This is a genomic window from Curtobacterium sp. PhB25 (assembly GCF_004365375.1).
Taxonomy (GTDB): Bacteria; Actinomycetota; Actinomycetes; order Actinomycetales; family Microbacteriaceae; genus Curtobacterium.
The window spans coordinates 246,997-264,209 of sequence record NZ_SODR01000005.1; the positions used below are offsets into that span (position 1 = coordinate 246,997).

Genomic DNA, 17,213 nt, shown 5'->3' on the forward strand with positions numbered 1-17,213 from the left:
GGGTCGCGGTCACCGCACGGTGTGGCCTGCGTGGGCTGGTGCGGGGTTGGTGGCTGGGTGCGCGCTTGTGGCGCGGCACGGAGCGTGCAAGCTCGCACGGTGCGGACGGCGCGCGCGCCTCAGGACAGGGCGTCGAGGGCCGCGGGGATCGGCGTGTTCCCGCTCGTGACCTCGAACTGGACCCCGACGGCCGAGTCGTCGAGCAGCGCGTGCAGCACGACCGTGGCGACGTCGGCACGGGGGATCGAGCCGCGTGGGACGGTGCGCCCGACGTCGACCGTTCCTTGCGGCGGCGTGTCGAGCAGGCCTCCCGGACGCACGATCGTCCACCGCAGCCGTCGGGCGCGCAGGTTCGCGTCGGCCTCGGCCTTCGCCCGGAGGTAGACCTGGAACACGGCGGCGTCGTCCTTCGCGGGGACCACCGCGGCCTCCGGGTCGTAGGTGTCCGCCGCCATCGCCGACACCATCACGTAGCGGTCGATGCCCGCGCGCTCCGCGGCGTCCGCGAGCAGGATCGCGCCGTCCCGGTCGACGGTGAGCTTGCGCTCCGCACCGCTGTTCGGCCCGGCGCCGGCGGCGAACACCACAGCGTCGACCCCGCGGAGGCGCAGTGCCAGGTCGTCGTCGCCGAGCTGTTCGAGGTCCGCGACGATCGCCGTGGCACCCTGCTGCTCCACGTCGGCGACGTGTGCAGGGTTGCGGACGATCGCGACGGCGTCGTGTCCGGCGTCGGTGATCTGGCGGGCGAGGAGCAGTGCGATCTGGCCGTGTCCTCCGGCGATGGCGATCTTCATGTGTCAATCCTGCCCGGTCGCATCCGGTAGAGTTGTCGGCGGCTCCTCACGTGACGCCATCCAGGTGAACTCCCCCAGGGCGGAAACGCAGCAAGGGTAGCCGGGCTCTGGCGGGTGCGTGGGGAGTCTTTTCTGTCTCCGCGGGGGGAGCCGGGGCTGTGTCCGTCTCCGGCGCGGGTGCGTGAGGAGTCTTTTCTGTCTCCGCAGGGGGAGCCGCGGCTGAGCCCGAGCAGCGTCCCGCACCGCGCCTCCTGTCCGACCCCGTGTCGGCCGGGAGGCGCGGTGCCGTCCGTGCGCTCGGCCCAGCCCGCGCAGGCGGTCCGGTCCAGTGCCCGTGGACCTGTGGAGGGGCACGCGGGTGTCGGTCGTCCCGGCTACCCTGGTCGCGTGGTCACCGCCCTGTATCGCCGTTACCGGCCCGAGAACTTCGCCGAGCTCATCGGGCAGTCGCAGGTCACCGACCCGCTCCGCACGGCGCTCCGCACCAACCGCGTCAACCACGCCTACCTGTTCAGTGGCCCGCGCGGCTGCGGCAAGACGACCTCGGCCCGCATCCTGGCGCGGTGCCTCAACTGTGCCGAGGGGCCGACCGACACTCCGTGCGGCGTCTGCCCGAGCTGTGTCGAGCTCGCCCGTGACGGCAGCGGCTCGCTCGACGTCATCGAGATCGACGCCGCGAGCCACAACGGTGTCGACGACGCGCGAGACCTCCGTGACCGCGCCGTGTTCGCCCCCGCGCGCGACCGCTACAAGATCTTCATCCTCGACGAAGCGCACATGGTCACCCCGCAGGGGTTCAACGCGCTGCTCAAGCTGGTCGAAGAACCGCCGGAGCACGTCAAGTTCATCTTCGCGACGACCGAGCCGGAGAAGGTCATCGGCACCATCCGGTCGCGCACCCACCACTACCCGTTCCGGCTCGTGCCGCCCGCCGTCATGCTCGAGTACATCGAGCAGCTCTGCACGCAGGAGTCCGTGACGGTCGCACCCGGCGTCCTGCCCCTGGTCGTGCGCGCCGGCGGCGGTTCCGTCCGCGACACCCTGTCCCTGCTCGACCAGCTCATCGCCGGCAGCGAAGACGGCGCGATCGCCTACGAACGCGCGGTCGCCCTGCTCGGCTACACCGACGCCGCGCTGCTCGACGACGTCGTGGACGCCCTCGCCGTGGCCGACCCGGCCTCCGCCTTCGCTGCGATCGACCGGGTCGTTCAGACCGGTCAGGACCCGCGTCGGTTCGTCGAGGACCTGCTCGAGCGCTTGCGCGACCTGATCGTCGTCGCGGCGACGAACGAGAGCGCCGCAGCGGTCCTGCGCGGTGTCTCGCCGGACGAGCTCGACACCATGACCCGGCAGGCCGGTGTCTTCGGTGCCACCGGGCTGTCCCGTGGCGCGGACATCGCGAACAAGGCGCTGACCGACATGACCGGAGCGACCTCGCCCCGGCTGCACCTCGAGCTCATGACGGCGCGCATGCTCGTGCCCGAGGCCGACGACACCCAGCGCGGTGCCCTCGCCCGGGTCGAGCGGCTCGAGCGCCGCGTCGGTGTCGGGGACGCCGGCGGACACCAGGCACCGTCCGGCGCAGTCGCGGCGCCGGGGTCCACCCAGCCGGCCGCCACCAGCACGGCGCCCGCACCGGCCCCGTCGTCGGCTGCGGCACCGCGTCGGCAGGAGCCCGCAGCGCAGCAGATCCCCGCCGCCCAGCAGGCCCCGGCCGTCCAGCAGGCCCCAGCGGCGCAGCAGGAGCCCGCCGCGGCGTCGGCGAACGCGGCTGCGGCGGCTCAGTCCGACGCCGGAAGTGCGGCACGTGACGCCGCAGCCTCCTGGGCTGCAGCCGTCCCGAGCGCTCCCGAGCCCGCTGCTCCGACCACCGAACAAGTCAGTGCTTCGTCCACGGGCCAGGGCACGACGATCGGTGACGAGCCGGCGGTCCGGACCGTCGGCGCCGTGGGCTTCCAGCAGATGCGCGACGCCTGGCCGCAGATCGTCGAGCACGTGCAGCACGCCAAGCGGTCGGCGTGGTCGGTGGTCGTCACCGCACAGGTGACCGCGCTGCGCGACGACGTGCTGACCCTGACCTTCCCGAGCCAGCAGGACGTCGCCTCGTTCAAGGAGATGTCCGACCCCTCGGCCAGTGTGAGCGAACTGCTCCGCGCCGCGATCATGGACGTCATCGGGCTCCGCGTGAAGTTCGTCGCCCGCGGTCCCGGGGGGCCTGGTCAACAGCGCACCCCGGTCCCCACGCAGCAGCCGTCCGCCCCGGCCGGCCGTCCGGCGCCGGCGAGCCAGCCCGCTGAGCAGGCGCAGCCGCAGTCGCAGCCGCAGCCGCAGACGTCGTCGGCGCCGCAGTCCGCCGCGCCCGCTCCGACGTCGGCCCCGGCCCCGGCCTCCGAGGCCGCTGCAGCCACCGGGGACGGTCCGGCCGCCCCTGCTGAGGCCGCCGCCTCCGCAGCGCCCGACACGACGGCGGCACCCGAACCCGCGGCGTCCACGCCGGAGTCCGGTCCCGCCGCCACCGAGCCGGAGCCCCGTCCGGCGCAGGCACCCGCTCCGGCGTCGGCGTCGGCTCCCGCTGCTGCGTCGGCACCCGCCCCGGCGCAGGCACCCGCCCCGGCGCAGGCGCCCGCACCGTCCGGCGCACCCGTCACCGACTGGGCGGTCGCGACGATCCCCGCGAGCGACCCCACCGCCGACGCCGTGCCCGAGTCCGTCGAACCCGGCTGGGCGGCCCCCTTCGGCACCGCTCCGGCCGCCGCGCCCGTCGCCCCGGCGGAGTCCGTCGACCCGCAGCAGCCCCGGTCCGAGGCGCCAGCGCAACCCGCCGGTGCCACCGCACCGCAGGGGGTGGAGCCGACCGACGTCGGACCGCAGGCGGCGTCGTCGACGGTCGCCGCGCCTCCCGGAGGACCCGTCGTACCGGGCGTGCCCGTCGACGACTACCCGCTGGACGACGAACCGTACGACGACGGCGCGCCGTTCCCGGACCCCGGTCACGGCCGATCCGCTGCAGCGCCCGCGCAGGCGCCGACCGCCCCGCGCGCGCAGACCGCCCCGCGCGCGCAGACCGCCCCGCCGGCCGCGCCGCGGACCGCACCACCGGCGCGTCGTGCGCCGGTCGCCGGTCGCTACGGCGAGGCCGTCGTGCGTGAGATCCTCAATGCCCAGTTCATCGAGGAGACCGCTCTCCACCAGGATGGTGCCTGATGTACGACGGGATCGTCCAGGACCTCATCGACGAGTTCGGTCGCCTGCCGGGCATCGGCCCGAAGTCGGCGCAACGCATCGCGTTCCACATCCTGCAGACCGAGTCGTTCGACCCGTCGCGGCTGTCCGAGCTGCTGGCGGACGTCAAGGAGCGCGTGCGCTTCTGCGAGATCTGCGGCAACGTCACCGAGAACGTCCAGTGCAGCATCTGCCGCGACCCGCGCCGGTCGCCGGCCACGATCTGCGTGGTGGAAGAGGCGAAGGACGTCGCGGCGATCGAACGCACCCGTGAGTTCCGCGGGCTCTACCACGTGCTCGGTGGCGCGATCAGCCCGATCGACGGCATCGGCCCGGACGACCTGCGGATCCAGCAGCTCATGACGCGCCTGGCCGACGGCACGGTCGAAGAGGTCATCATCGCGACCGACCCCAACCTCGAGGGCGAGGCGACGGCGACCTACCTGAGCCGGCTGCTCGTCCCGATGGGCATCCGGACGACCCGGCTGGCCTCGGGCCTGCCGGTCGGCGGCGACCTCGAGTACGCCGACGAGGTCACGCTCGGCCGTGCGTTCGAGGGCCGTCGCGTCGTCGGCGGCTGAGCCCCACGCAGGATCGTTGCGTCTGGGGCGGCTCGCACGCAACATCCTCGAAACACCGACTACCATTGTGAGACCGCGTGACCTCGCGGTGTCGCCGTCTCCGGGAGTACCAGCCAGTGGCCTTGATCGTGCAGAAGTTCGGTGGATCCTCCGTCGCGGACGCCGAGAGCATCAAGCGCGTGGCGAAGCGGATCGTCGAGACGAAGAAGGCCGGCAACGACGTCGTCGTGGCGGTCTCGGCGATGGGCGACACCACCGACGAGCTCGTCGACCTGGCGCACTCGGTCACCCCGATCCCCGCCGGCCGTGAACTCGACATGCTCCTGACCGCGGGGGAGCGCATCTCGATGGCGCTGCTCGCGATGGCGATCAAGAGCCTCGGGGTCGAAGCCTCGTCGTACACCGGCAGCCAGGCGGGCATGCTCACCGACGCGCAGCACGGCAAGGCGCGCATCGTCGACGTCACCCCGAAGCGCGTGCGCGAGGCGCTCGACTCCGGCCACGTCGCGATCGTCGCGGGGTTCCAGGGGTTCAACCGCACGACGGGCGAGATCACCACGCTCGGCCGGGGCGGCTCGGACACGACGGCCGTCGCCCTCGCCGCCGCGCTCGACGCCGACGTCTGCGAGATCTACACCGACGTCGACGGCATCTTCACCGCCGACCCTCGTGTCGTGCCGAAGGCCCGCAAGGTCGACCGCATCACGAGCGAGGAGATGCTCGAGCTCGCGGCGTCCGGCGCCAAGGTCCTCTACATCCGTGCCGTCGAGTACGCCCGCCGGCACGGCGTCACCCTGCACGTCCGGTCCTCGTTCAACAACACCGAGGGCACCATCGTCTACAACCCTGCCGAGGGGGAAACCGTGGAAGAACCGATCATCACCGGGATCGCCGGAGACCTCTCCGAGGGGAAGATCACCGTCGTGGGCGTCCCGGACCAGCCGGGCAAGGCCGCCGAGATCTTCACCAACGTCGCACGCGCCGGGGCGAACATCGACATGATCGTCCAGAACGTGTCGGCGGCGTCGACCGGGCGGACGGACATCTCGTTCACCCTGCCGAAGGACCAGGGCCAGACCGTGCTCACGGCGCTCGAGGTCGCGAAGTCCGACATCGGCTACGAGAGCATCCAGTACGACGACCAGATCGGCAAGCTCGCCCTGGTCGGTGCCGGCATGCGCACGAACGCCGGCGTCTCGGCGAAGCTCTTCCGCGCGCTGCACGACGCGTCGATCAACATCGAGATGATCTCCACCTCGGAGATCCGCATCTCGGTCGTCACCCGTGCCGACACCCTCAACGAGGCGATGCGGGTCGTGCACAACGCGTTCGACCTCGACGCCGAGGCCGAAGCCGTCGTCCACGCCGGCACCGGCCGCTGACCCACGCTGACCCGCTGAACCAGGAGCACCGCATGAGCACCCTCACCGTCGCCGTCGTCGGCGCCACCGGACAGGTCGGCGCCGTGATGCGTCGTCTGCTCGAAGAGCGCGCGTTCCCGGCCGACCAGGTCCGGTTCTTCGCGAGCGCCCGGTCCGCCGGCACGACCCTGCCGTTCCGCGGCGAGCAGATCGTGGTCGAGGACTCCGAGCTGGCCGACCCGTCGGGCATCGACATCGCCCTGTTCTCGGCCGGTGCCACCGCCTCGCGGGCCCTCGCGCCGAAGTTCGCCGCAGCCGGGGCGCTCGTCGTCGACAACTCGAGCGCCTGGCGCATGGACCCCGAGGTCCCGCTCGTCGTGAGCGAGGTCAACCCGCACGCGATCGACCAGGCCCCCAAGGGGATCATCGCGAACCCCAACTGCACCACCATGGCGATCATGCCGGTACTCAAGGTGTTGGACACCGAGGCCGGGCTCCGCCGTCTGGTCGCCACGACCTACCAGGCCGTCTCCGGCTCCGGGCTCGCCGGCGTCGAGGAACTCCTCGGCCAGGCGCGTGCCGCCCTCGAGCAGGACACCGCAGCGCTCACCCACGACGGTTCCGCGGTGACGTTCCCCGAGCCGGTCAAGTACGTCCGCCCGATCGCCTTCGACGTCGTGCCGCTCGCCGGCAGCATCGTCGAGGACGGCCTGGGGGAGACCGACGAAGAGAAGAAGCTCCGCAACGAGAGCCGCAAGATCCTCGAGCTCCCCGACCTGCTCGTCGCCGGCACGTGCGTGCGTGTGCCGGTCTTCACCGGCCACTCCATCTCGGTGCACGCCGAGTTCGAGAGTCCACTGTCGCCCGAGCGTGCGACCGAGATCCTGTCGAGCGCACCGGGCGTGGAGCTGTCGGACGTGCCGACGCCGCTGCAGGCCGCCGGTCAGGACCCCGCGTTCGTCGGGCGCATCCGTGCCGACCAGTCCGCGCCCGAGGGGCGTGGGCTCGCACTGTTCGTCAGCAACGACAACCTGCGGAAGGGTGCAGCGCTCAACGCGGTGCAGATCGCCGAGGCGATCGTCGCGCGTCGTACCGTCGCCGCGTAGCCGCACCGTCGCCGCGGAGCGGCAGAGTCGCCGCGGAGCGGCACGGCCGCGCGCCGCGACTCGTTCACCGCGCGCGGCTGACCGGCCTGTCGGTCGACGCCGGTAGGATCGACGGGTGGCAGTGAAGCAGGTGGACCCGATCGATGTCGTCCTCGTCGGGGGAGGCATCATGAGCGCCACCCTCGGCGCGATCATCCACCGGCTCGAGCCTTCGTGGAAGATCCGCGTGTACGAGCGTCTCGGCGCCGTCGCGCAGGAGTCCTCGAACCCGTGGAACAACGCCGGCACCGGGCACTCCGCGCTCTGCGAGCTGAACTACACGCCCGAGCTCGCCGACGGTCGCGTCGAGATCGCGAAGGCCGTCACGGTCAACGAGCAGTTCCAGGTCTCGCGGCAGTTCTGGTCGCACCTGGTCGAGATCGGTACGCTGCCCGACCCGTCCAACTTCATCAACCCGACCCCGCACATCTCCTTCGTCTGGGGTGCGGACAACGTCGAGTACATGCGCAAGCGGTACGAGGCGATGCGGGGACACCCGCTGTTCGCCGGGATCGAGTTCTCCGACGACCCCGCTCAGATCCGCAAGTGGGCGCCCGCACTCATCCCCGGCCGCAAGAAGGACCAGCCGATCGCGACGACCTACTCGGCGGCGGGCTCCGACGTCGACTTCGGGTCGCTCACCCGGCAGCTGTTCGACCAGCTCGAGCTCGACGGGCTCGAGTTCGAACCGAACCACCAGGTCAAGAACATCTCGCGGGGCAAGGACTTCGACGGCTGGGCGCTCGACGTCCTGAACGAGGTCGGTCGGTCGACGCAGAAGATCGCCGCGAAGTTCGTCTTCGTCGGTGCCGGTGGTGGGGCCCTGCAGTTGCTGCAGAAGTCCGGCATCCCGGAGATCCGCGGGTACGGCGGCTTCCCGGTCTCCGGCGAGTTCCTGCGCACCGACGACCCCGAGGTCGTGCAGAAGCACGCCGCCAAGGTCTACGGCAAGGCCAGCGTGGGGGCGCCGCCGATGTCGGTGCCGCACCTGGACACCCGCATCGTCGACGGCAACGCGTCGCTGATGTTCGGGCCGTACGCCGGGTTCAGCCCGAAGTTCCTGAAGCAGGGGTCGATGCTCGACCTGTTCAAGTCGATCCGACCGCACAACCTGCGCCCGATGCTGAGCGTCGCGTTCTCGAACTTCGACCTGGTGCGCTACCTGATCGGCCAGCTGCTCGCCTCGAAGCAGACGAAGTTCGACGCGCTGCGCGACTTCATGCCGAGCGCCGAGCCCGAGAACTGGCACAAGATCATCGCGGGCCAGCGGGTGCAGGTCATCAAGCCGGACAAGGACAAGGGCGGGGTGCTGCAGTTCGGCACCGAGGTCATCACGGCCGCCGACGGTTCGATCGCCGGGCTCCTCGGGGCGTCGCCGGGGGCGTCGACCGCCGTGCCGATCATGCTCGGCCTGCTCCGGAAGTGCTTCCCCGACCGGTGGGACGGCTGGCAGGACGCGGTCCACGAGATGGTCCCGACCTACGGGCAGGACCTCGGTGACGACGCCGCCCTGGCCGACGCCACCCTCGAGCGCACGGCGAAGGTGCTCGGCCTGCACCACTGACCAGCTCCGGCTTGCGGCCTGTTCGAACATGTGTTCGAATGGCGCCATGCGGTGGAGTGGACAGGCGATCGATGCCGAGCAGAGCGACGCACTGCCGGGCATGGAGTCGAACAGCGGGTTCGTCCGGAGTGTGACGACGCCCGAGTTCGCGGGTGTCACGTTCCACGAGGTGCTGGCGAAGAGTGCGCTGAACCGGGTGCCGAGCGCCGACGGTTCCGGCACCTACGGCTGGACCATCAACCCGTACCGGGGGTGCAGTCACGCGTGCGTGTACTGCTTCGCGCGGCCGACGCACACCTACCTCGAGTTCGACGGCGGAGCCGACTTCGACCAGCAGATCGTCGTGAAGACGAACGTGGCCGACGTCCTGCGGCGTGAGCTCGGCAAGCCCACGTGGGACCGTCACCCGATCGCGCTCGGCACGAACACCGACCCGTACCAGCGTGCCGAGGGTCGGTACCGACTGATGCCCGGGGTGATCCAGGCGTTGGCGGACAGCCGCACACCGTTCAGCATCCTGACGAAGGGCACGCTGCTCCGGCGCGACCTGCCGCTCCTGGCCGAGGCGGCGAAGGTGGTGCCGGTCGACCTCGCGATGTCGATCGCCGTGTACGACGACGACCTGCAGCAGTCGGTGGAGCCCGGCACGCCCACGACGGCTGCGCGGCTCGCCACCGTGCGGGCGATCCGCGACGCCGGGCTCGACTGCGCGGTGTTCCTCATGCCCGTGCTGCCGTACATCACCGACACCCGTGCACACCTCGACGACGCCGTCGGTCGGGCGGCGGCGGCCGGTGCCACGACCGTCATGTACTCCGCGCTGCACCTGCGGCCGGGCGTGAAGCCGTGGTGGTTCGAGTGGCTCGGACGCGAACGGCCCGACCTGGTGGCGCGCTACCGGGCGATGTACCTCGACAACACCTTCGCGCCGAAGGACTACCGCCGCTGGCTGTCGGAGCGCATCCGACCGATCCTGGCGGCGCACGGCGTCGGCCTCGGGCGCGTGGACCCGGCGACGGGGTCGATGGGCTTCTCGGACCCCTCGACGGTGCCGCAGGAACAGTCGATCCCCACGACGTCGCCGCTCAAGCGCGCGGATCCGGGCTTCGACCGCCGTCTGCTCCGACCGGTCGCGACACAGACGTTGTTCTGAGCAACGAAGGTTGCGCGTTCGGGGGACATCGGTGCGTCGTGGGGGCCGGTATCATCGACCGGGTCGCCGAACGGACGCTGTTTCGGGGTACACGGTCAGCACCGAGGTGTTTGATCGTGGGCGGCATTCCCGCCACCCGGAAGGACCCATCTCGTGCTCGGCATCCCCACGCACCTCGCTCCGCGAGTGAACGCGTGGTCGACGGTGCGGGCCTTCCACGCCGGTGCGATCGGATCGTTGGTGGCGGCGGCGATCGCGCTGTTGCTGTACCGGCTGTCCGAGCCCGACGTGCAGGTGATCAGTGCGGTCCTGGCGCTCGTCCCGATGCTCGGCATGATCGGCGTGCACGTGCAGTTCGGCACCTGGCGCTCCGCGGTCGCGTTCCTGGTCGTCGGCGGCGTCTGTGCGTGGTGGTTCGCGATGGTCGTGCAGCAACAGGTCCCGTTGGGCTGGGTCACCTCGTACCTGCTGTCGTTGGCGGTCATCCCGCTCATCCTGGTCGGCGGGGCCGGCGCGGTGCCGAGCCGCGTCGTGCTGTGGTCCTTCCTCGGGTTCCTGACCGGACGGGCGGCGACGTGGATCGCGGTCGTCCAGGCCGACGGCCCACCGCGTCCGCTCGTGCTCGCCTGGGTGACGCTCGGCTTCGTGGTCGTCCTGGTGCTGTTCACGAGCCGGAGCACCGGTCGGTCGGAGCGGGTGCAGCCGGAGCTGCTGCGCTCGGCGCGTGAGGAGCACGTCTCCGCGTACCGTGCCGGGGTCGAGGCCGAGGCGGCTGCGATCCTGCACGACACCGTCCTGAACCACCTCAACGCGATCGCCCTGGCGCCCGACGGGCCGATGGACCCGCACCTGGCACGGACCGTCGAGGCCGACGTCGCCGTCCTGACCGGCAAGGGGTGGCTGGCTCCGGCCGCCCGGCAGCGACCGGGTGCAGCCGTCGACGCGTTCGCCGTCATGGTCGACGAGCACCGTGCGGCCGGTCTCGATGTCACGGTGTCCGGTGATCCGTCCGCCCTCGACCGGCTCGACCAGCGGGCCGTCACCGCGCTCGTCCGCGCCGTGGGGCAGTGTCTGGCCAACGTCCGCAAGCACGCCGGTGTAGACGCGGCCGAGGTCAGCGTCTTCGACGACGGTGCGTCGTGCACCGTGATGGTGGTCGACGACGGTCGCGGTTTCGACGAGGACTCCACTGGCTCCGACCGGATGGGCCTGCGTGGCTCGGTCCGCGACCGCATCGGTCGGGTGGGCGGCGACGTCCAGATCTGGTCGTCGCCCGGTTCGGGCACGAGCGTGATGATGACGGTGCCGTTCGGACCGGTCACCGCCACGACGGACGCCGTGGCCACCGACCACGCCGGCACCGTGGTCCCCGACGAGGTCGGCGGCGTGCAGGGAGCCGACCGGTGAGCGCCACGACCGAGGCCCGTCGGACCGCGCAGCAGTACGACCCGCTCGGCGCGATGGGGTCGCGCCCGCTCGCGATCGGGCTCGGCGCCGCCAGCATCGTCTGGGCGCTCCTGGTGTCCGTGTTCGACCGTGACGTCGTGGGGAGCCCCACCCTCAGCGCACTCACCGTCATCCTGGTCGCGGCGTCGGCAGCGGTCGTGTTCACCGCCTCGAGTCCGTTCCGAGCACCGTTCCCGCGGTGGGCCTTCATTGCGCACGTCGGGCTGCTCGGCCTGGCGTCGGTGACGAGCGTCGCCGCGCAGTGGGGACCCGACCGCAGCGCGCTGAACGACTTCATGTCGCTCATCACGGCGACCGGCATCGTGATGGTCGCGCCGTACCGGCCCTGGACGGACCTGACCATCGGCGGCGCCCTGCTCGCCGTCGTCAACGCCGCGACCTGGGGCGTCGGTGCAGCGACGTTCCCGCACGAGATCCCCGTCGCCGTCGCGGCCTTCCTGGCGGCGGCACCGACCCTGGTGCTGACCGCTGCGTCGGCCGTCTTCGCGTGGACGTTCGCGGGTCTGGCCGAGCGGGTGCAGATCCGGGCTGGTTCCTACTCGGTGGAGCGTGCGGAGCGGGACGGCATCGCGGCGAGCGTGCAGCAGGACCGGTCGACGATCCTCGCCCGCGACGTCGCACCGTTCTTCGCCGAGCTGCGCACGCGCGAGGTCATCACCGATGCCGACCGCGAGCGGGCACGACTGATCGCCGACGGCATCCGCCGGGCGATGGTCGCCGACGCGGACCGCACCTGGTTCGAGCAGGCCGTGCGGGTCGAGGGCGGGGAGGCCCCGGTCGTCGACGACCCGGACGGGCTCGCCGCGATGCTCGACGCCGACCAGCGCTCCGTGGTGCGGACGTTCCTGCGGGCCGCCTTCCGTGCCTCGACCGTCGACCCGGCCGGGTTCCGGGCAACGCTCCGACGCGCGGACGGGCAGGACGACGCGGCCACACGCGGCGATGCAGCGCGCACCGACCCGGCCCGCACCGACCAGGCCCGCACCGACCCCGCCCGCGACGCCCGCGTCCTGCTCGAACTCGACCTCGCCGTGGCCGACTCCGACATCGGGATCCACCGCACCTTCGACCCCTACTTCGCCGTCCTCCGTGTGACGTTCCCCGACCTCGACGTCGCGGTTCGTCCGTCCGCCCTCGCACTAAGGTTCTCCTATGACCAGCACTGACCCGAACAGGCTCTCGGAGGGGTCCCCGTCCCTCCCGAACCCGGGGGCACGACGTGTGCGGTTGGCCATCCTCGACGACCACGAGGTGCTGCTGGACAGCCTGTCGAGCTGGATCGCGGTGAACGCGTTCGACTTCGACCTGGCCCTGACCGCGCACACCTGGCTCGAGATGGTCCACAGCGACAGCTTCCCGACCGACCTGGTGTTCCTCGACTTCCAGCTCAAGGAACCCGTCTCGATCGAGGCCCGTGTCCGCACCTGCCGTGCCGCCGGTGCGAAGGTGATCGTGCTCTCCAGCGTCGACAGCCGCGAGTCCCGCGACCGTGCCCTGGCAGCAGGCGCCGCGGCGTTCCTGTCGAAGTCCCTGCCGATGCGCGAGGTCATGGACGTCGCCCGCGAGATCATGGGTGTCGCACGCGAGACCCCGCAGCCGCGGGAGTGGCGTCCGCTGCCCACCGGAGCGGCTGCGCACCAGCGTCCGAAGCTCAGCCACGGCGAGGAAGAAGCGCTCCGGCTGTACGTGTCCGGCTACTCGACGAACGAAGTCGCCGCGCAGATGAACGTGCAGTACGAGACCGCGAAGACCTACCTGCGCCGGGTCCGCGAGAAGTACAGCAAGGTCGGCCGTCCCGCCTCGAAGAAGTCCGACCTGATCCGGCGGGCCGCCGAGGACGGGTTCCTCGCGTAGTGGCGAAGCTCTACTTCCGCTACGGCGCGATGAACAGCGGCAAGAGCACGGGGCTCCTGCAGGCTGCCTACAACTACGAGGAGCGCGGCCACCGGGTCCTGCTCGCGAAGCCCGCGGTGGACACCAAGGGCGACCGTGAGATCGTGTCCCGCCTCGGCGTGACCCGCACCGTCGACCTGGTCTTCGCCCCCGACGCCGACGTCCGGTCCGCGGTCGCCGCGGCCGGCGCCGTCGACCCCGAGTCCGACCGCCTCGACGGCATGGGCCGCGCGGTCAGCTGCGTGTTGGTCGACGAGGCGCAGTTCCTCACCCCGCGCCAGGTCGACGACCTGCTGCGCATCGCGGTCCTCGACGAGATCCCGGTGATCACCTACGGCATCCGCACCGACTTCCGCACCGAGGCGTTCCCGGGCAGCGCCCGCCTGCTCGAGGTCGCGCACTCGCTCGAAGAGCTCAAGACGATCTGCCGGTGCGGTCGCAAGGCCGTCTTCAACGCCCGCACCGTCGACGGCCGGTTCGTCTTCGACGGCTCGCAGGTCGCCATCGACGGTGTCGACGTCGCCTACGAGTCGCTCTGCGCCAACTGCTACCTGACAGAGTCCGGCGGCCGGCTCGACGGCGCCTGACCCGCTCTGCCGGCAGATCATCACACATCGCTCGCGTTCGCCGAGCGGACACGTCGCGTCGCCGGTGCGCCCGTCGGGCGACCGGACGCGACCAGTCCGCGAGGTGCGCGCGGCAGGTCGTGACCGCTCGGCGCTCGAGACGCGACCGCAGGCGGCCTGGAGGCGCGGTGCAGCCCCGCCAAGGGCCTCCCGGCCGTCGCGCCTGACGTCCAAGGCGCGCCGCATGCGTCCGCCGTTCGGTCGCGAACCGTCGCTTGTTCGACGTCCGGGCGACGCCTGGTGACCGGTCGGCCGGCGGACGACGGCGTGTCCGGACCGGTGGTGGAGGCGGTCTCGTCGTGGAATGCGTGCGCCGCGGCGCACGTTGGTGACCACATGAGCGACGACACCCTGCACCTGTCCGTCCTGGACCTGGCGACGCGCGAGTACGGCCAGTCCAACACCGAGGCCCTGCAGGGCTCGATCGACATGGCGGTCCACGCCGAGAAGCTCGGCTACGAGCGGTTCTGGGTCGCCGAGCACCACGGCATGCCCGGCATCACCTCGTCGGCCCCCGCGGTGCTGCTGAGCGCCGTCGGCGCGGCCACCTCGACCATCCGCATCGGCTCCGGCGGCGTCATGCTGCCGAACCACGCACCCCTCGTCATCGCCGAGCAGTTCGGCACGCTCCGAGCGCTGTACGGCGACCGCGTCGACCTCGGACTCGGCCGTGCGCCGGGCACCGACGGGGCGACCGCGATGGCGCTGCGCCGCACCGACCGGCTCGACGTCGACGACTTCCCGGACCGCCTCGCCGACCTGATCGGGTTCTTCACCGGCATGGACGAGTCGAACCCGCTGTCGGGTATCCGTGCGGTGCCGGGCTACGGCGACGTGCCGGAATTCTGGCTGCTCGGGTCCTCCGGGTACAGCGCGCAGGTGGCCGGGGCGCTCGGCGTCTCGTTCGCCTTCGCCCACCACTTCGCGTCGGACAACACCGAGGCGGCGCTCGCACTGTACCGCGACTCGTTCCGGCCCTCGCGGTTCCGCCAGACGCCGAACGCACTCATCGGCGTGCAGGTCGTCACGGACGAGGACCCGGCCGTCGTCGACGAGCAGAGTGCTCCCGGGATGATCTCGTTCATCCGGATGCGCTCCGGACGGAAGCCCGAGCCGGTCTCGATGGACGAGGCCCGCGCGTACGAGTTCAACGACCTCGAGCGTCGGTTCATCGCCGCGCGTACCGAGCGCCAGGCGTACGGCACCGCTGACCAGGTGGCGGACAAGATCAACGCGCTCGTGGCGTCCACCGGGGCGAACGGCGTGATCGTCGCTCCGGGTGCTGCGCAGGCGCGGTACCGGCACCAGGCGCTCGACGTCGTCGCGGGGCTGCACGCCGCCGGGCGGCTCGTGCGCGCTGGCGCGGCGGCGTCCGCGTCGGTCTAGCTCGTTCGCTCGTTCGTTCGCTTGGTGAGCAGAAATGGTCGGGTCGCCGTCGGGCACCCGACCATTTCTGCTCACCAAGTGGAGCGGAGCCTCAGGTGAGCAGGCCGAGGCGCGTCGCCGCAGCCACGGCGCCGACCCGCGAACCGACGTCGAGCTTGCGGAACACGTTGTAGACGTGCCGCTTGACCGTGCCGATCGCGAGCTGCAGGTCCGTCGCGATCTCGGCGTTGGTGCGCGCAGCCGCGAGGAGCCGCAAGACCTCGAGCTCGCGGTCGCTGAGCGGTGATCCCGCGCGGGCCTCGGTGACCAGGTCGACCGGGAACGTCACCGGCGCGGCATCGGCGTGTGCGGCCCGGGCGATGCGGTCGACGAGCTCGCGGCTCGGGGTGTCCTTCGTCACGAAGTCGACCGCACCGGCGTCGAGCAGTGTCCGACGCAGGACGGCATCGCGGTGCATCGTGAGCACCACCACGCGGACGTCCGGACGGGTGCGGCGCACCGTGGCGATCGTGGTGCGTGCCGGCGGACCGTCGAGCTCGACGTCGAGGAGCAGGACGTCGATGGCGGCCGCCTCGGGGGAGTCGAGGACGTCGGACGGACGCTCGCCGTGTGCGACCACACGGATCGTGGGGACAGCGGCGAGGATCGTGGCCAGTCCTTCGCGGAACAGCTGGTGGTCGTCGACGATGGCGACGTGCGTGACGGTCACAGCGTGCCCCTCGGGATCGTCAGGCGGACGGTGGTGCCGGTGCCTGGGGTGCTCTCGACGTCGAGTCGCGCGCCGATGACCGCGGCCCGCTCGCGCATGGTCTGCTGCCCGAGGCGTCCGTCGGCGTCGGCATCGGGGTCGAAGCCCGGACCGTCGTCGGAGACCGTCACGACGAGGGATGCCGTGGTCCACGCGAAGTGCACCTCGGCGGTGGAGTGCGGAGCGTGCTTCCGGCGGTTCGTGAGCGCCTCGAGCAGGATCGTCAGTGCTTCTTCCGCCTGCCAGTTCGGCAGGTGCTCGGGCGTACCCGTGGTGCTGAACGACAAACGGTCGTCGTCGGAGAACAGGTCCCTGGCGTGCCGGGCGAGCGCATCGTCGAGCAGGGCGTCGCCGACGCGGGCGTGCAGGCTCACCGCGAGGTCCTGCACGTCGCCGAGTGCTCCGCGCAGCAGCCGTGCGGCGTCGTCGAGCTGGTCGGCTCGTTCACCGGCCGGGGGATCGGTCAGCAGCACGAGGTCGAGCCGCTGGAGCCCGGCGAGGATGCCGTGCGCGACGCGGTCGTGCAGGTCACGGGCGATCTGCGTGCGGGAGTCCAGGTGCGCCGTCGTGGCGCGCTGGCGCAGCGCTTCCGTGTAGGCGACGGCCCCGGCGGGGAACCGGCTCCAGATGCCCGCGTGGAGCGCCCTGGTGGCACGCAGGACCTCGGCGGTGGATTCCGCGCCGACCTCGTCCACGAAGAGCGGCAGGTAGGCGTCGAAGAGCATCTCCGCGGCGAGCATCGCGCCGGCGGGGGGCTGGGACTGTTCGGCGTGCAGGGAGCCGGAGGCCAGGTGCTCCGGATCGAGGTACGCGCCGCTCACCACGCTGTCCTCGGCACCGGCGGCGTAGCGCGCGTGTGCCTCGGCGATCATCGACGTCACGTTGTCGACGAGGTTCTGCGTCAGGACCGGGTCGTCGGCGAGCTCGGGGAACTGTGCGGCGATCCGTTCGAGGACCGGGCGGAAGTGGTCGGCGCGTGACATCGCTGTCGAGGGTATCTGCGTCGTCGCAGCCGGCGGAGCGGCGGCCACGTCGTGTGTCGGGAGGTGTAGTGCCGAGCGCTCGACCGTGGAAAAGCAGAAGGCCCCGGTTCCGGAGAACCAGGGCCTTCTTCGTACTGTCTCAACACAGTGTCGGGGTGACAGGATTTGAACCTGCGACCTCCTCGTCCCGAACGAGGCGCGCTACCAAGCTGCGCCACACCCCGCGGTGTGATCACTCCGTACCGGAGCAACCCGACAATACTATCCGATGATCGGGGGTGCTCACGACC

Annotated in this window: 14 protein-coding genes, 1 tRNA gene and 1 other RNA gene; 12 read left to right on the forward strand and 4 right to left on the reverse strand. The window is 71.5% G+C overall.

What is annotated here, in order from left to right; all coding sequences use genetic code 11:
• Positions 1-119 precede the first annotated feature (119 nt).
• On the reverse strand, positions 120-794 hold the full coding sequence (locus tag EDF51_RS11935) for an SDR family oxidoreductase (RefSeq protein WP_131845678.1): 675 nt from the start codon (positions 792-794) through the stop codon (positions 120-122).
• A 37-nt stretch (positions 795-831) separates the two neighbouring features.
• Here EDF51_RS11935 and ffs point away from each other — a divergent pair.
• The 12 genes from ffs to EDF51_RS11995 all read left to right on the forward strand — a co-directional run bounded on the left by ffs (position 832) and on the right by EDF51_RS11995 (position 15,192).
• An RNA gene (ffs, locus tag EDF51_RS11940) (signal recognition particle sRNA small type) lies at positions 832-928 on the forward strand.
• Positions 929-1,181: 253 nt separating this feature from the next.
• Positions 1,182-3,998, forward strand: coding sequence for a DNA polymerase III subunit gamma and tau (locus tag EDF51_RS11945; RefSeq protein ID WP_132100068.1), 2,817 nt, complete (start codon positions 1,182-1,184; stop codon positions 3,996-3,998).
• The gene (gene recR, locus EDF51_RS11950; protein ID WP_111084231.1) at positions 3,998-4,597 is read left to right on the forward strand and encodes a recombination mediator RecR; all 600 of its coding nucleotides are present in this window, start codon (positions 3,998-4,000) and stop codon (positions 4,595-4,597) included. Before EDF51_RS11945 ends, recR begins: the two co-directional genes overlap by 1 nt.
• 116 nt (positions 4,598-4,713) lie before the next feature.
• On the forward strand, positions 4,714-5,979 hold the full coding sequence (locus EDF51_RS11955; protein WP_123292139.1) for an aspartate kinase: 1,266 nt from the start codon (positions 4,714-4,716) through the stop codon (positions 5,977-5,979).
• A gap of 32 nt (positions 5,980-6,011) precedes the next feature.
• Positions 6,012-7,064: an aspartate-semialdehyde dehydrogenase gene (locus EDF51_RS11960; protein ID WP_132100069.1), complete on the forward strand. Its 1,053-nt coding sequence runs from the start codon at positions 6,012-6,014 to the stop codon at positions 7,062-7,064.
• Positions 7,065-7,179: 115 nt separating this feature from the next.
• Complete coding sequence (locus EDF51_RS11965) at positions 7,180-8,667, forward strand: malate:quinone oxidoreductase (RefSeq protein WP_134194995.1); 1,488 nt, start codon at positions 7,180-7,182, stop codon at positions 8,665-8,667.
• Between the two features lie 46 nt (positions 8,668-8,713).
• Positions 8,714-9,820 (forward strand): Rv2578c family radical SAM protein, encoded by a 1,107-nt coding sequence (locus EDF51_RS11970; RefSeq protein ID WP_134194997.1) that lies wholly within the window; start codon positions 8,714-8,716, stop codon positions 9,818-9,820.
• Between the two features lie 153 nt (positions 9,821-9,973).
• Positions 9,974-11,227 (forward strand): ATP-binding protein, encoded by a 1,254-nt coding sequence (locus EDF51_RS11975; protein WP_134194999.1) that lies wholly within the window; start codon positions 9,974-9,976, stop codon positions 11,225-11,227.
• Positions 11,224-12,453 (forward strand): hypothetical protein, encoded by a 1,230-nt coding sequence (locus EDF51_RS11980; protein WP_134195001.1) that lies wholly within the window; start codon positions 11,224-11,226, stop codon positions 12,451-12,453. Before EDF51_RS11975 ends, EDF51_RS11980 begins: the two co-directional genes overlap by 4 nt.
• Entirely contained in the window at positions 12,440-13,141 is a 702-nt protein-coding gene (locus EDF51_RS11985) for a response regulator (protein WP_235035937.1), read from the forward strand. The genes EDF51_RS11980 and EDF51_RS11985 overlap by 14 nt, the downstream gene beginning before the upstream one ends.
• The gene (locus tag EDF51_RS11990; protein WP_134195003.1) at positions 13,141-13,767 is read left to right on the forward strand and encodes a thymidine kinase; all 627 of its coding nucleotides are present in this window, start codon (positions 13,141-13,143) and stop codon (positions 13,765-13,767) included. The genes EDF51_RS11985 and EDF51_RS11990 overlap by 1 nt, the downstream gene beginning before the upstream one ends.
• 375 nt (positions 13,768-14,142) lie before the next feature.
• Positions 14,143-15,192 (forward strand): LLM class flavin-dependent oxidoreductase, encoded by a 1,050-nt coding sequence (locus EDF51_RS11995; protein WP_134195005.1) that lies wholly within the window; start codon positions 14,143-14,145, stop codon positions 15,190-15,192.
• Between the two features lie 91 nt (positions 15,193-15,283).
• Here EDF51_RS11995 and EDF51_RS12000 read toward each other — a convergent pair whose 3' ends face one another.
• From EDF51_RS12000 to EDF51_RS12010, 3 genes are all read right to left on the reverse strand, one after another.
• On the reverse strand, positions 15,284-15,901 hold the full coding sequence (locus EDF51_RS12000; protein ID WP_131879233.1) for a response regulator transcription factor: 618 nt from the start codon (positions 15,899-15,901) through the stop codon (positions 15,284-15,286).
• Positions 15,898-16,923: an ATP-binding protein gene (locus EDF51_RS12005; protein ID WP_134195007.1), complete on the reverse strand. Its 1,026-nt coding sequence runs from the start codon at positions 16,921-16,923 to the stop codon at positions 15,898-15,900. Before EDF51_RS12005 ends, EDF51_RS12000 begins: the two co-directional genes overlap by 4 nt.
• A gap of 150 nt (positions 16,924-17,073) precedes the next feature.
• Positions 17,074-17,147: transfer RNA gene (locus tag EDF51_RS12010), tRNA-Pro, on the reverse strand.
• Positions 17,148-17,213: the final 66 nt, after the last annotated feature.

Coding starts and splice junctions, on each gene's coding strand:
- EDF51_RS11995 (WP_134195005.1), top strand. CDS start 14,143: ATGAGCGACGACACCCTGCACCTGTCCGTCCTGGACCTGGCGACGCGC.
- EDF51_RS11985 (WP_235035937.1), top strand. CDS start 12,440: ATGACCAGCACTGACCCGAACAGGCTCTCGGAGGGGTCCCCGTCCCTC.
- recR (WP_111084231.1), top strand. CDS start 3,998: ATGTACGACGGGATCGTCCAGGACCTCATCGACGAGTTCGGTCGCCTG.
- EDF51_RS12005 (WP_134195007.1), bottom strand. CDS start 16,923: ATGTCACGCGCCGACCACTTCCGCCCGGTCCTCGAACGGATCGCCGCA.
- EDF51_RS11970 (WP_134194997.1), top strand. CDS start 8,714: ATGCGGTGGAGTGGACAGGCGATCGATGCCGAGCAGAGCGACGCACTG.
- EDF51_RS11960 (WP_132100069.1), top strand. CDS start 6,012: ATGAGCACCCTCACCGTCGCCGTCGTCGGCGCCACCGGACAGGTCGGC.
- EDF51_RS11935 (WP_131845678.1), bottom strand. CDS start 794: ATGAAGATCGCCATCGCCGGAGGACACGGCCAGATCGCACTGCTCCTC.